Annotated in this window: 12 protein-coding genes; 8 read left to right on the top strand and 4 right to left on the bottom strand. The window is 65.0% G+C overall.

Features of this window, described 5'->3' with window-relative positions; all coding sequences use genetic code 11:
* Positions 1–21: 21 nt before the first annotated feature.
* The 8 genes from KVP10_RS11430 (at position 22) to KVP10_RS11395 (ending at position 8966) form a co-directional block, all read left to right on the top strand.
* Positions 22–1344 (top strand): aromatic ring-hydroxylating dioxygenase subunit alpha, encoded by a 1323-nt coding sequence (locus KVP10_RS11430; protein ID WP_217964724.1) that lies wholly within the window; start codon positions 22–24, stop codon positions 1342–1344.
* Positions 1341–1835 carry an aromatic-ring-hydroxylating dioxygenase subunit beta gene (locus tag KVP10_RS11425; RefSeq protein WP_217964723.1) on the top strand — a complete coding sequence of 165 codons (495 nt, stop codon included), beginning with the start codon at positions 1341–1343 and terminating at the stop codon, positions 1833–1835. The genes KVP10_RS11430 and KVP10_RS11425 overlap by 4 nt, the downstream gene beginning before the upstream one ends.
* Before the next feature lie 11 nt (positions 1836–1846).
* The gene (locus KVP10_RS11420) at positions 1847–3484 is read left to right on the top strand and encodes an AMP-binding protein (protein ID WP_217964722.1); all 1638 of its coding nucleotides are present in this window, start codon (positions 1847–1849) and stop codon (positions 3482–3484) included.
* Positions 3485–3495: 11 nt separating this feature from the next.
* Positions 3496–4656 carry a thiolase family protein gene (locus KVP10_RS11415; RefSeq protein WP_217964983.1) on the top strand — a complete coding sequence of 387 codons (1161 nt, stop codon included), beginning with the start codon at positions 3496–3498 and terminating at the stop codon, positions 4654–4656.
* Complete coding sequence (locus KVP10_RS11410; protein WP_217964721.1) at positions 4653–5894, top strand: SDR family NAD(P)-dependent oxidoreductase; 1242 nt, start codon at positions 4653–4655, stop codon at positions 5892–5894. Before KVP10_RS11415 ends, KVP10_RS11410 begins: the two co-directional genes overlap by 4 nt.
* 55 nt (positions 5895–5949) lie before the next feature.
* A complete protein-coding gene (locus KVP10_RS11405; protein ID WP_217964720.1) occupies positions 5950–6735 on the top strand; it encodes a cyclase family protein in 786 nt (261 codons plus the stop codon).
* A gap of 143 nt (positions 6736–6878) precedes the next feature.
* Positions 6879–7607, top strand: coding sequence for an SDR family NAD(P)-dependent oxidoreductase (locus tag KVP10_RS11400; RefSeq protein ID WP_217964719.1), 729 nt, complete (start codon positions 6879–6881; stop codon positions 7605–7607).
* A gap of 210 nt (positions 7608–7817) precedes the next feature.
* Entirely contained in the window at positions 7818–8966 is a 1149-nt protein-coding gene (locus KVP10_RS11395; protein WP_217964718.1) for an ABC transporter substrate-binding protein, read from the top strand.
* Between the two features lie 41 nt (positions 8967–9007).
* Here KVP10_RS11395 and KVP10_RS11390 read toward each other — a convergent pair whose 3' ends face one another.
* The 4 genes from KVP10_RS11390 to KVP10_RS11375 form a co-directional block, all read right to left on the bottom strand.
* Positions 9008–10399, bottom strand: a complete 1392-nt coding sequence (locus KVP10_RS11390; RefSeq protein WP_217964717.1) for an aldehyde dehydrogenase family protein — start codon at positions 10397–10399, stop codon at positions 9008–9010.
* Between the two features lie 72 nt (positions 10400–10471).
* On the bottom strand, positions 10472–11536 hold the full coding sequence (locus KVP10_RS11385) for an isocitrate/isopropylmalate dehydrogenase family protein (RefSeq protein ID WP_217964716.1): 1065 nt from the start codon (positions 11534–11536) through the stop codon (positions 10472–10474).
* Between the two features lie 55 nt (positions 11537–11591).
* A complete protein-coding gene (locus tag KVP10_RS11380) occupies positions 11592–12560 on the bottom strand; it encodes a Bug family tripartite tricarboxylate transporter substrate binding protein (protein WP_217964715.1) in 969 nt (322 codons plus the stop codon).
* Between the two features lie 29 nt (positions 12561–12589).
* Entirely contained in the window at positions 12590–13015 is a 426-nt protein-coding gene (locus tag KVP10_RS11375) for a cupin domain-containing protein (protein WP_217964714.1), read from the bottom strand.
* Positions 13016–13168 lie beyond the last annotated feature (153 nt).

The following is a 13168-nucleotide window of genomic DNA, read 5'->3' as shown; positions in this document are numbered from 1 at the left end:
CCACGACAAGGAGGCGCCACGATGAACTACCGCAACGATCCCGCCGCACTGGAGGCGCTGGTGCGCCCCACAGAAGTGCATAAAGACCTTTTCATCGACGACGAAGTCTTCGACCTGGAAATGGAAAGGCTCTTCGCCAATACCTGGGTGTATGTGGGCCATGGCAGCCAGATCCCCAACGTGGGCGACTTCTACACGACCACCGTGGGCACGCAGCCGGTGGTGATGGTGCGGCACACCGACAAGAGCGTCAAAGTGCTGTACAACCGCTGTCCGCACAAGGGCGTGATGGTGGCGGGCGCGGGCTGCGGCAATACCGGCAAGTTCTTCCGCTGCCCCTATCACGCCTGGACCTTCAAGACCGACGGCAAGCTGCTGTCGGTGCCCCTGAAGAAAGGCTACGACCCCGAGGTCTTCGCGCAGTGCGAGGCCAGCCAGGGCATGGCCGCCGTGGAAAACGTGCGCGACTACCGCGATTTCGTCTTCTGCCGCCTGAGCCCCGCCGGCATTTCCTTCGAGGACTTCTTCGGCGAGTCCCTGTCGACCCTCGACAATATGGTCGACCGCTCGCCGCAGGGCAGGCTGACGGTGGCCGGGGCGCCGCTGCGCTACCTGCACGATTGCAACTGGAAGATGCTGGTCGACAACCAGACCGACACCTGCCACCCCATGGTGGCGCATGAATCCTCGGCCGGCACCGCCGTCAAGGTCTGGGAACAAGCGCCCGAAGGCACGTCCAAGCCCATGGCCGTGGAACAGTTCGCGCCCTTCATCTCGCCCTACGAATTCTTCGAGAACATGGGCATACGCGTCTGGGAAAACGGCCACGGCCACACCGGCGTGCACAACTCCATACATGCCGCCTACTCGAGCGTGCCGGGCTACATGGAAGCCATGACCGAAGCCTACGGCGAAGAGCGCGCCCACCAGATCCTGGCCGACACGCGCCACAACACCACGTACTTCCCCAACATCATGGTCAAGGGCCCGATCCAGACGCTGCGCATCTTCAAGCCGCTGGCCGCCGACAAGACCCTGGTCGAGTCCTGGGCCTTCCGCCTGGAAGGCGCGCCCGACCTGCTGCTGGAGCGCACCCTGATGTACAACCGCCTGATCAACGCCCCCACCTCGGTGGTGGGCCACGACGACCTCGAGGTCTACGAACGTTCGCAGCACGGCCTGCATGCGCGCGGCCGCGACTGGGTCAATGTGGCGCGGCTCTATGATCCCAGCGAGGCCGGCCGCAAGAACGAGATCACTAATGGCACCAGCGAATGGCAGATGCGCAACCAGTACCAGGCTTGGGCGCGCTTCATGGCCCCCGGCGCACAGGAGCAAGCATGAAATCGCATAGCCCCGACGAACTCATCGACTTCGTCTACGCCGAGGCGCGCTTGCTGGATGAACAGCAATTCGAAGCCTGGCTGGACCTGTACGCCGAAGACGGCCACTACTGGATGCCGTTGGAACATGACCAGACCGACCCGCGCCTGCAGCCCTCGCTGATGTACGAAGACAAGCTGCTGCTGCGGGTTAGGGTCGAGCGCCTGGCGGGATTGCGCACCTATTCCCAGCAGCCGCGCAGCCGCAGCCATCACCTGCTGCAGCGGCCCAGCATCGAGACCGCGCAACCCTGGCACAAGCCCGAACAGGGCCAATACGCGCTGCGCGCCGCCTTCCACTATGTCGAGACGCGGCTGGACCAGCAAACGCTGTATGCGGGTTGGGCCGGCTACGAGCTGAGCTCCGGCGACCAGGGGCTGCGCATCCGGCAAAAACGCATCGACCTGGTCAATTGCGATGCCTCGTTCCGCAGCATCCAGTTATTCATGTAGGCCCTGCCACGATGACGCTACCCGACACCGTATACCGCGCCTACGCCCACACCGCGGCGCAGTGGCCCAAGCAGCCCTTCTTGTGCGTAATGCCCGAAACCGCGGGCATCTACGGCATCGAGGCGGGAGAAATCCTCTACCGGCCGTTCCTCGAACGCATCGACGCCCTCAAGGCGCGCTATGCGCAGGCCGGCTATGGCCACGGCCATCGCGCCGGGCTGCTGCTGGAAAACCGGCCGGCCTTCTTCCTGCACTGGTTCGCGCTGAACGCGCTGGGCGTGTCGGTCGTGCCCATCAATGCCGAGTTGCGCGCGGCCGAGCTGGAATACCTGGTCGGCCATTCCGAGATCTGCGTGGCCATCGCCCTGCCCAGCCACCACGAGGCGTTGCGCGCCGCGGCGCGGGCCGCCGGACGGGAGCTGGCCGTGGCGGGCCCCGACGACGAGCCTCCGGCCGCGCTGCAGGCCGCGCCCCTGGCCGCGCGCCCCGTGGACGCCGCCACCGAGTGCGCGCTGCTCTATACCTCGGGCACCACCGGCAAGCCCAAGGGCTGCATGCTGCCCAACGAATACTTCCTGCATGCGGGCCGCTGGTATGCCGCGGTGGGCGGCCTGGCGCACTTGCGGCCCGGCGCCGAGCGCATGCTCACGCCCCTGCCGCTGGTGCACATGAACGCCATGGCCACGTCCTCCATGGCCATGGTGGTCAGCGGCGGCTGCCTGATCCCCATAGACCGCTTTCATCCGCGCAGCTGGTGGGACACGGTGCGCGAATCGCGCGCCACTATCGTCCACTACCTGGGCGTCATGCCGGCCATCCTGATGAAGGCCGAGCCCACGCCGCACGATACGGAACATCGCGTGCGCTTCGGCTTCGGCGCCGGCATAGACCGTTCGCTGCACGCGCCGTTCGAGCAGCGCTTCGGCTTTCCCCTGCTCGAGGCCTGGGCCATGACGGAAACCGGCTCGGGCGCCGTCATCATCGCCAACCACGAGCCGCGCTTCATCGGCACCAGTTGCTTCGGAAAAGAAGAACCGGACGTGCAGGTGCGCATCGTCAACGATGCCGGCCAGCCGGCCGGCGTGGACGAGAACGGCGAACTGCTGGTGCGCCACGGCGGCGACAATCCGCGCTTCGGCTTCTATGCCGGCTATCTCAAGGACGAGGCCGCCACCCGCGAGGCCTGGGAAGGCGGCTGGTTCCATACCGGCGACATCGTGCGCCGCAATGCCCAGGGCTATCTGCATTTCGTGGACCGCAAGAAGAACGTGATCCGGCGCAGCGGCGAGAACATCGCGGCAGTGGAGGTCGAAAGCGTGCTGCTGCAGCATCCGGCGGTCAAGGCCGCGGCGGTGGCCGCCGTGCCCGACCCGGTGCGCGGCGACGAGGTGCTGGCCTGCGTCGTATGCGCCGCGCCGCCCGCGCCCGGCCAGGCCGAGGACCTGGCGCGCGATATCGTCGCCTGGAGCCTGGCCCGGCTCGCCTATTACAAGGTGCCGGGCTACGTGGCCTTCGTCGACGCGCTGCCGCTGACCGCCACCAACAAGATCCAGCGCGGCGAGCTCAAGAAGCTGGCGCCCACACTGCCGGGCACCGCCATGTGCGTAGATACCTGCGCCATGAAGAAGCGCCAGGAGATCGCGACGTGACGGCCGCCCGCATGAGCTACCAGGGGGTGGTCGCCTGCCTGCCGGTGAGCCTGCCCTATGTGCGCTATTCGATACGCAGCGCCCATTGGTGGCTGGGCCGCGCCCTGGGCGCGCTGGTGCGCGGCGCGGGCGTGGCCAAGCACGACATCGACGGGCTGAGCGTCTCCAGCTTCACCCTGGCGCCCGACACTGCCGTCGGGCTGGTGCAGCACCTGGACATGAGCCCGCGCTGGCTCGACCACATCCCCATGGGCGGGGCGAGCGGCGTGGTGGCGCTGCGCCGCGCGGCGCGCGCCGTGCAGGCGGGCGACGCCGAGATCGTCGCCTGCCTGGCCGGCGACACCAACCACGTCGACTCCTTCCGCCATACCCTCAGCCAGTTCTCGCGCTTCGCGCAGGACGCGGTATATCCCTACGGCGCCGGCGGCCCCAATGCCAGCTTCGCCTTGCTCACCGCCAATTACATGCGGCAGACCGGCGCCACGCGCGAGGATTTCGGCAAGCTGTGCGTGGCGCAGCGCGACAATGCCCTGCGCTACCCGCATGCCCTGATGAAAAAGCCGCTCAGCTTGCAGCAGTACCTGGACGCGCGCCTGATCACCGAGCCCATTCACCTGTTCGATTGCGTCATGCCCTGCGCCGGCGCCGACGCCTTCCTGGTCATGAGCGAGGAGCGCGCCCGCCGGCTCGGCCTGCCGGCCGTCCGCATCCTGTCCACCATCGAACGGCACAACGCCTGGACCGAAGACCCCATGCAGATGCGCGGCGGCTGGACCATGGACCGCGACGCCTTCTATGAACATGCCGGCGTCGCGCCGACAGACGTCGATTTCATGCAGGCGTACGACGACTATCCGGTCATCAACATGATGCAGATCGAAGACCTGGGCTTTTGCGCCAAGGGCGAGGCGCCCGGCTTCGTGCGCGAACACAGCTTCACCGTCGACGGCAGCTTCCCCTTCAATACCAACGGCGGCCAGCTTTCCGTCGGCCAGGCCGGCGCCGCCGGCGGCTACCTCGGCATGGTCGAGGCCTTGCGCCAACTCACCGGCACGGCCGGCGCCACCCAGGTAGCCGACGCCCGCATCGGCCTGGTCAGCGGCTTCGGCATGATCAACTACGACCGCGGCCTGTGCACCGGCGCGGCGCTGCTGGCCCGGAGCGACGCATGACCCATCCTCTTTCCCGGCCTCCGAAAAAGAACCCCATGGCGCGCACGCGCCAGCCGACGCTGCCGCCCGCCACCCGCAGCCGCCGGGCGCTGGGCCTGACCGCCGCGGCCGCCGCCGGCCGCTTCGACCTGCAGACCTGCGCCGACTGCGGCACCGTCCAGTATCCGCCGCGCGAAGTCTGCCGCAACTGCCTTTCCGAACACCTGGAATGGCGCGCCGTCGACCCGGCCGGCACGCTGCTGGCCAGCACCACCCTGCATCATAGCAACGATCTGTATTTCCGCGAACGGCTGCCCTGGCGCATCGGCACGGTGCGCATGGCGGCCGGCCCCTCCGTCATCGCCCATGTCCACGGCGACTGCAAAGACGGCGAGCCGGTCAGGCTGTCCCTCAAACTCGATCGCAGCGGCCAGGCCGTGATGATCGCCCTACCCGCACAGGCCACGCCGAACATGGAAGACGACCCCACCTTGCGCGAAACATCCTGCGACCCCAAATTCCGCCGCGCCCTGGTCACCGACGGCAAGACGCCGGTGGGCATGGCCGTGGCCCGGGCCCTGCTCGAGGCCGGCGCCACCACGGTGTTCGTGGGCGACCCCGAGACCTGGAAGCGCTCGGTGGACTTCGACGCACTGTGCCAGGACCCTCGCATCCAGGCGCAGCCCCTGAACGTGACAGACAGCGACTCGGTCGAACGCATCTCGCGCTCGATCGGCGGCAAGGTCGAGATCCTGGTCAACACCGCCGGCTACGAGCGCGACGGCGGTGTGCTGTACAACCGCGACCTGAACAAGGCACGCGACGCCCTGGACGTGAATTGCATGGGCCTGCTGCGGCTGGCGCAGCACTTCGGGCCGGCCATGGCGGGACGCGCGGCCGACGGCGTGAACAGCGCCGTGGCCTGGGTCAACGTGCTGTCCATCTATGCGCACCTCAACCTGCCCGCGCGCGGCCTGTGGTCGGCCTCGATGGCGGCGGCGCTTTCCGTGGCGCAATGCCTGCGCCACGAACTGCGCCAGTCCGGCGTGCGCGTGATAAACGTCTTTCCCGGTCCCGTGGACCACGAATGGGAACAACTCACCCCGCCGCCGCGGGTCAACCCCAAGGCGGTCGCCGACGCCGTGGTCCAGGCCTTGCGCAATGGCACGGAAGACGCCTACGTCGGCGATGTGGCGCGCGAATTCGTCGAGCGCCTGCGCGACAACCCCAAGGGCCTGGAACGCGAACTGGGCCAGTGAGCCCGCGCACCGAACCGCCGCGCGGCGCGTCCCGCGGCCTTTTGATGGAGACACCATGAGCACCCCTGTCCTGGCACAGTTCATGTCCGAACTCGTTGCGGGCAAGATCCGCATCGTCGACCTGACCGAGACCTTGTCGCCCGACTTTCCCACCATCGTGCTGCCGCCCGAATTCGGCCAGGCATGGCCCTTCCGCATCGAGGAAATTTCACGCTACGACGAGCGCGGCCCGGCCTGGTACTGGAATAATTTTTCCTGCTCGGAGCACACCGGCACCCACTTCGACGCCCCGGTGCACTGGGTCAGCGGCAAGGACCAGCCCGACAATACCGTGGACACCATTCCCATACAGGCCTTCATCGCCGAGGCGGCGGTCATAGACTGCTCGGCCCAGGCGCGCGAGGACGCCGACTTCCTGCTGACGGTGGATTTCGTACGGCAATGGGAAGAACGCCACGGCCGCATCAAGCCGCGTTCCTGGGTGCTGATGCGCACCGACTGGTCCAAGCGATCCAAGCCCGAGGACTACCTGAACATGCGCGAAGACGGCGCCCACTCGCCCGGGCCGGACGCGAAAGTGGTGCCCTGGCTCGTCAAGGAGCGCGACGTGCACGGCTTCGGCACCGAATCGGTGGGCACCGACACCGGCCAGGCGCAGCACCTGGACCCGCCCTTTCCCTGCCACTACTTCATGCACGGCAACAACCGCTACGGCCTGCAGTGCCTGACCAATCTCGACCAGTTGCCGCCCACCGGGGCAGTGATCTTCTCGGCGCCGCTGAAGATCCGGCGCGGCTCGGGCAGCCCGCTGCGCGTGCTGGCTCTGACCCCGCAACCCTGATGCGGATTTGCAATGACAGCAACGGGCCCGCTCTTATGTCTCGCCGTGCCGCCCGCAACTGTAGCCGACACCGCGTTCCCGCAACGCCGCCGCGTCACGGCTGCCGCCCTGACTGCAAACCTGCCTGAAACCGGAGAATCCTCTTGCCAAATTCCAATACAGCCGTGGTGACCGGCGGCAGCGCAGGCATCGGCGCCGAGATCTGCCGCCAGATGCTGGACGCCGGCTACGAAGTGGTTTCCGTGGCGCGCCGCGCCCCGGGATTCGATCATCCGAAACTGCGTTCCCTGGAAGTGGATCTGCTCGATCCGCAGGCGGTGGCGCAGGCCGCGGCGCAACTCGCCCGCGAGCATGCCGTCACGCATTTCGTGCACAACGCCGGGGTGATCTGGCCGCACCTGCTGCCCGATGTGACCCTGGACGAACTGCAGGGCCTGACCCAGTTGCACCTGGGCTCGGCGATCACGCTGGCCCAGGCCTTCCTGCCCGGCATGCGCGAGCGCCGCTACGGCCGCATCGTGCTGATGTCCTCGCGCGGCGCGCTGGGCCTGCAGACCCGCACGGCCTATTCCGCCACCAAGGCCGGCATGATAGGCATGGCCCGTACCTGGGCGCTGGAACTCGCCCCGGAAGGCATCACGGTGAACGTCGTCGCCCCCGGCCCCATCCAGACCGACATGTTCTACGACGTGGTGCCCTCGGGCAGCGAGCGCGAGCGCAACATCGCCCGCGGCATCCCGGTGCAGCGCCTGGGCAGGGCCGACGACGTGGCGCGCGCGGTCATGTTCTTCGCGGATCCGGCCAACGGGTTCATCACCGGGCAGACGCTGTACGTGTGCGGCGGAGCCAGCATAGGCTCGATCACGATATGATGCGGGTCGCGCCGCCCTCCGGCCATTCTTTTATTTCAAGCATGAACTACTTATACTTGATGCCCTGGCCGCGGCGCAGCCGGAATATCCGCCGGCGGGCGCCGGGGCATGCATGCCAGGCCTGCGGCAGACACGCCGCGGCCCTGGGCCATCGGCCATGAATCGATCAACTACTATTCCAACTTGCACTCATTACCAGGAGACAACGCCATGCTATTGAAGACCCTCGCCACGGCCGCAGCCGTCGCCGCCGCCCTGGCCGCCACCCCGGCCCTGGCCCAACTCAAGATCGGCGTGGTCACTTCGGCCACCGGCCCGACCGCGCTGGTGGGCATCCCGCAAAAGAATTCCGTGGCCCTGCTGCCCAAGAAAATCGGCAATCTCGACGTGCAGTACATTTCGCTGGACGACGCCAGCGACCCGAACCAGACGGTCACCGATTTCAAGAAGCTGATTTCCGAAGACAAGGTCGACGCCATCATCGGGCCCTCGGGTTCGCCCAATGCCATGGGCGTGATCCAGTTCGCCGCCGAATCCGGCACGCCGATGCTGGCGCCGGTGGGCACGGCCGCGGTGGTGCTGCCCATGACGCCGCAAAAGAAATGGGTGTTCAAGACCACGCAGAATGACGACATCATCGCCAAGGCGCTGGTCGACCATATGGTCAAGACGCACGTCAAGACGGTGGGCTTCATAGGCCTGAACGACGCCTTCGGCGAGAACTGGCTGAAGGTGTTCGGCAATCTGGCCAAGCAGCACAATATCAAGGTGGTGGCCACCGAGCGCTACCAGCGCTCGGACAGCAGCGTCACCGGCCAGGCCCTGAAGATTTTCGCGGCCAAGCCCGACGCGGTGCTGATCGCCGGCACGGGCGGCGCGGCGGTGCTGCCGGAGGTCACGCTGGCCAAGCAGGGCTACAAGGGCACGTTCTACCAGACGCACGGCGCGGCGCTCCCCGCCTTCCTGAAGCTGGGCGGCAAGTATGTCAATGGCACGGTGCTGGCGGCCAGCCTGATGCTGGTGCTGCCGGAGATCCCGGACAGCAATCCTTCGAAGAAGGTGGCCGAGAAGTACATCGCGGCTTATGAAAAGCTGTATGGCCAGAAGCCGGCTACGTTCGGCGCCAATGTGTATGACGCGGGGCTGCTGCTGGAACGTGCTGTGCCGGTAGCCGAGAAGTCGGCCAAGCCGGGCACGAAGGAGTTTCGCAGCGCGCTGCGTACTGCCCTGGAAAATGTCCACGAGCTGGTTGCCACCCAGGGGGTCTACAACATGACGCCCGAGGATCACAGCGGCTTCGACGACCGCGGGCGCGAGCTGATCACGGTCAAGGATGGGCAGTGGCGGCTGCTGAAGTAGCCGGCTGAGGTACCTTATGGCGCGGGGCGTGGGCCCCGCATTCACACAGCCTTGGGCACCCAGTAGGTTCGCACGTTCGAGAACTCGCGTACACCCGCGGCGGCCAGCTCGCGGCCATAGCCGGATTTTTTCGTTCCGCCGAAGGGCAGGCGGGCATCCGAGGCCGTCACGGCGTTGATGAACGCTGCGCCCGAAGTAATCCGCTTGGCGACTTGCACGCCTCGCGGCGTCGACGCGGTCCAGATGCTGACCGACAAACCGAACGGAGTCGCATTGGCCAGCCGGATCGCCTCTTCGTCATCGTGCGCCACGGCGATCGAGGCCAATGGGCCAAAGGTTTCTTCGTCAAACACAGCCATGCCGGGCCGGGCGTTAGCCACCACGGTGGGCTCGAAGAAAAAACCATCTCCAGCCACGGCCCGGCCTCCCGCCAGCAGTTGTGCACCGGCGGCGAGCGACTGATCAAGCTGTCGTTGCAGGGCATCGCGCAGGTCAGCGCGCGCAAGCGGACCCATCTGCACCGATGGCGCTGTGGGGTTTCCTACTTTCAGAGAACGAACGCCCGCCACAAAACGCTCGGTGAATTCGGCGACTACTTTATGCGAAACGATGAATCGTTTGGCGCAGACACAGCTCTGGCCGGCATTGTTATAACGGGCCCTCACTGCTGACGCTGCAGCCACGGCCACGTCGGCATCGTCCAGCACCACGAAGGCGTCCGAACCGCCCAATTCCAGTACGGACTTCTTGGCGGCTCGGCCGGCGGCGGCTCCCACGGCGGCCCCCGCCCGATTCGACCCCGTCAGCGTGACGGCCGCGACACGATCATCCGCGATCAGCCGTTCTATTTCTCGCGGCACGTCGGGCTCCGCGATGACGAGGGCCCTCATCAGGTGTTCGGGCAGCCCCGCATCCCTGAACAGTTGTTCCAGTGCCAGAGCACAGCCTGTGACGTTGGGCGAGTGCTTCAAGAGGACGCCGTTGCCCGAGATAATCGCGGGGATGGCGAAGCGCATGACTTGCCATACCGGGAAATTCCAAGGCATCACGGCCAGTATCAAGCCCATCGGCTCGTAGCAGACCCAGGCATCCACGCCGTCGATGACAATTTCTTCGTCGTGCAGCAAACGTTCCGTATTGTCGACGTAATAGATTGCCGTAATCGCGGATTTTTCCAATTCGGCCGCCGCCTCGGCGAGCGGTTTGCCCATTTCGGCCGTAATGAGGCCGGCAAAACGGTCCTTCTGGGCACGCAATTGCTCAGCCAACCGGCGTACAGCAGCCTTGCGGACTTCCAGGGCTTCTCGTCCCCAGGCAGCCGCGGCAGCATGAGCGGCATCGACCACCAGGTCGATGCGAGACCGGTCCCAGGCGTCATATACAGCCAGGACCCGGCCCGTTGAGGGATTGATGGTGGTGATTGCTGTGTTCATTGTCGGATTCCCGGCAAGCGCGTCGAGGCCGACACCGCCATGCGGCGTCGGGAAATGGATGTTCCGGCAAGATCAGAGAGACGCGGCCACGCGCTCTCCGAAGGCTGCGCACCCCAGCTTGCCGCCAAGGTCCGCGGTACGGTAGAGCGGGTTTTCCAGCGTAGCGTCCACGGCTGCGTCCATGGCCGCGGCGGCATCCAGCATGGCGTTGGACCGGTGGCGCTCGCCCAGCCAGTGCACGAGCATCGCGACGGAAAGAATCATCGATACGGGGTTGGCTTTGTCCAGCCCCTGTATGTCGGGAGCCGAGCCATGCTGGGCCTGCGCGCAGCACAGCTCGTCGCCGGCCATGATCGAGCCCGCCAGCCCCAGGCTGCCCGACAGTTCGGACGCCAAGTCGGAAAGAATGTCCGCATAGAAGTTTTCAGCGACGAGCACGTCGAAACGTTCCGGATTGCGCACCAAGTGCGCGGTCGACGCATCGACCAACAGATCGTCGAACTCGACTTCGGGGAAATCCTTGGCCACGGAGCGGGCGCATTCGAGGAACAAGCCATCCGTCATGTGGAAGCTGTTGGCCTTGTGGATTGCAGTGACTTTCTTGCGGCGTTTCATGGCCAGCTCGAACGCCCGGCGGGCGATACGTTCGCTGCAATGGCGCGTAATCTTGCGGATCGATAGCGCCATGTCGGGAGAAGGCATCACTTCGCCCCACCCCATCGCCATGTTCCGATCGGGGTAGAAGCCCTCGGTAGCTTCGCGCATGATCACCAGATCCATGGTCTTGCCCGGCTTCATGTTCGAAGGCAGGAAGGACCGAGTGCGGGCCGGACGCACATTGGCGTATAGATCGAGCTTGACGCGAAAGGCCGCCGAGATATTGTGGCCGCCCTTGTCCGGACGCGGGTAATCGGCATGTGATTGCGTACCCAGGATGATGCCGGCATAGCCGCGGGCGTTCTGCAATATTTCATCTCGTAGCGTAGTGCCATGCTTTTCAAGCGAGGCGAATCCCACCTCGCCATAGTCGTATTCAAAGCCTAGTTTGAACTTGGCGTCCGCAGCCTTGAGGACTTGGATCGCGGCGGCCACGATTTCGGGACCGATGCCGTCGCCGGGGAGAACGAGGAGTTTCATGATGGATTGTCTTGCTGGAAAATAAATTGAATGAGGCGAACTAGATCCCGCCGGATCAGTTCGGCTTGATGCCCGCGGCTTTGATGACGTGCTCCCAACGCGCGGCCTGTGCCTTCATGAAATCGCCGAACTGAGCGGACGTTCCCCCGACAGGCACGGCGCCGAGACTGCTGAGCTGCTTCACGACGGCATCGTCTTTCAGAACGGCGTCGACCTGAGTATTGAGCCACTGCACGGCAGCCGCAGGGGTGCCGGCCGGCGCCACGAAGCCATACCAGACAGGCACATCGAAGTCCTTGAGCCCCTGTTCGGCAAAGGTCGGCACATCGGGGAGCGTGCTCATGCGCTGCTGCGCGGCGATGCCTATGGCCCGAACCTGCCCATTCTTCACATAGGACAGGGCCGATGTGGCCGTATCGAACATCATGTTGATCTCGCCTCCGATGAGATCCTTCATGGCCGGTGCGCTACCCTTGTAGGGGATATGCACCATCTGGGTGCCAGTCTTGAGCTTGAACAACTCCCCGGCGAGTTGAACTGACGTCCCGAACCCGCCGGAGCCGAAATTCAGCTTGCCCGGCGCAGCCTTGGCCGCCGAGATGAGCCCTTGCACATCCTTGATGGGCGAGGTTTTGGGCACGATCAGCACCGTAGGAGCATTGGCAATATGCACCACCGGCACGAAGGTGTCGGGCTTGTAGGGCAAATGGCGATACAGATAAGGGTTCACGGACAGTGTGAACTGGCCCAAGAGCAAGGTGTAGCCATCGGGAGTCGCGCGCGCCGCCACGCTGTTGCCGATGTTCGTTCCGCCGCCACCCCGGTTGTCGATGATGAAGGTCTTCCCGGTGCGCGTGGCCAGCTTGGTGGCAATCAGACGCGCGATATTGTCGCTGCCGCCGCCGACGGCAAACGGCACGACGATCGTCACGGGCCGGTCGGGATATGACTGAGCGGCCATCGCCGCCATGGGAAGCGCCATAAGAGCGGCCAGCACATGGCCGAGGATTTGACGTCGCTGCATTTCTGTTCTCCTTGTTCCGTTGTCCAGCTTTATTTTTTGTTGTGCTCGGCCGAAACGAAATTCGTCTGGCCGGATTCGGTGAGCGTGCGCGTCGCATCGATGCGCGCATAGATCCAAAGGATCTTCATTGCCTGAGTATTGGAGAGATTGCGAAAGCGATGCGACAGATTGGGCGGCAGCCACGTCGTATCCAATGGCTGGAGTCTCAGCGATTCCTGGCCTTCGATGTCGAGCATGGCGTCGCCTTCCAGGAGCATGACGCTTTCTTCACAGTTATGGCTGTGGAACGGAATCTCGGTGCCAGGCCCGAACGACGTGATGCCGTTGATGAAAGCGCTCGCACCGCACGAGGGTCCTACCAGGGGCGTGGTGCTTGCACCGCCCCCGCGATCATGGCGAGGGAGATCCGAGGGTCGTAGCACTACGGCTTTTCGCGATTCATTTGTACCGATCATGATGGTCCTGTAAAAAAATGAGCGCCATCGATTGTTTATCGACCTCAACCAGCATGATGGCATAATTTAATTATAAAAGACCAAATAGCATAATGGGAAGACTAGGGTATACCCTTGTTAAAATTGGAAATTGCACTAGATTTCGCCACCGGA

Origin of the sequence: Candidimonas humi, assembly GCF_019166065.1 — a bacterium.
Classification (GTDB): domain Bacteria; phylum Pseudomonadota; class Gammaproteobacteria; order Burkholderiales; family Burkholderiaceae_B; genus Candidimonas; species Candidimonas humi.
The sequence above is the reverse complement of the archived record's forward strand: the minus strand, read 5'-3'. Positions and strand labels throughout refer to the sequence as shown.

What these genes read in the sequence shown, in the direction of transcription:
- KVP10_RS11430 (WP_217964724.1), top strand. Translation starts at nt 22, where the DNA reads ATGAACTACCGCAACGATCCCGCCGCACTGGAGGCGCTGGTGCGCCCC.
- KVP10_RS11425 (WP_217964723.1), top strand. Translation starts at nt 1,341, where the DNA reads ATGAAATCGCATAGCCCCGACGAACTCATCGACTTCGTCTACGCCGAG.
- KVP10_RS11420 (WP_217964722.1), top strand. Translation starts at nt 1,847, where the DNA reads ATGACGCTACCCGACACCGTATACCGCGCCTACGCCCACACCGCGGCG.
- KVP10_RS11415 (WP_217964983.1), top strand. Translation starts at nt 3,496, where the DNA reads ATGAGCTACCAGGGGGTGGTCGCCTGCCTGCCGGTGAGCCTGCCCTAT.
- KVP10_RS11410 (WP_217964721.1), top strand. Translation starts at nt 4,653, where the DNA reads ATGACCCATCCTCTTTCCCGGCCTCCGAAAAAGAACCCCATGGCGCGC.
- KVP10_RS11405 (WP_217964720.1), top strand. Translation starts at nt 5,950, where the DNA reads ATGAGCACCCCTGTCCTGGCACAGTTCATGTCCGAACTCGTTGCGGGC.
- KVP10_RS11395 (WP_217964718.1), top strand. Translation starts at nt 7,818, where the DNA reads ATGCTATTGAAGACCCTCGCCACGGCCGCAGCCGTCGCCGCCGCCCTG.
- KVP10_RS11390 (WP_217964717.1), bottom strand. Translation starts at nt 10,399, where the DNA reads ATGAACACAGCAATCACCACCATCAATCCCTCAACGGGCCGGGTCCTG.
- KVP10_RS11385 (WP_217964716.1), bottom strand. Translation starts at nt 11,536, where the DNA reads ATGAAACTCCTCGTTCTCCCCGGCGACGGCATCGGTCCCGAAATCGTG.
- KVP10_RS11380 (WP_217964715.1), bottom strand. Translation starts at nt 12,560, where the DNA reads ATGCAGCGACGTCAAATCCTCGGCCATGTGCTGGCCGCTCTTATGGCG.
- KVP10_RS11375 (WP_217964714.1), bottom strand. Translation starts at nt 13,015, where the DNA reads ATGATCGGTACAAATGAATCGCGAAAAGCCGTAGTGCTACGACCCTCG.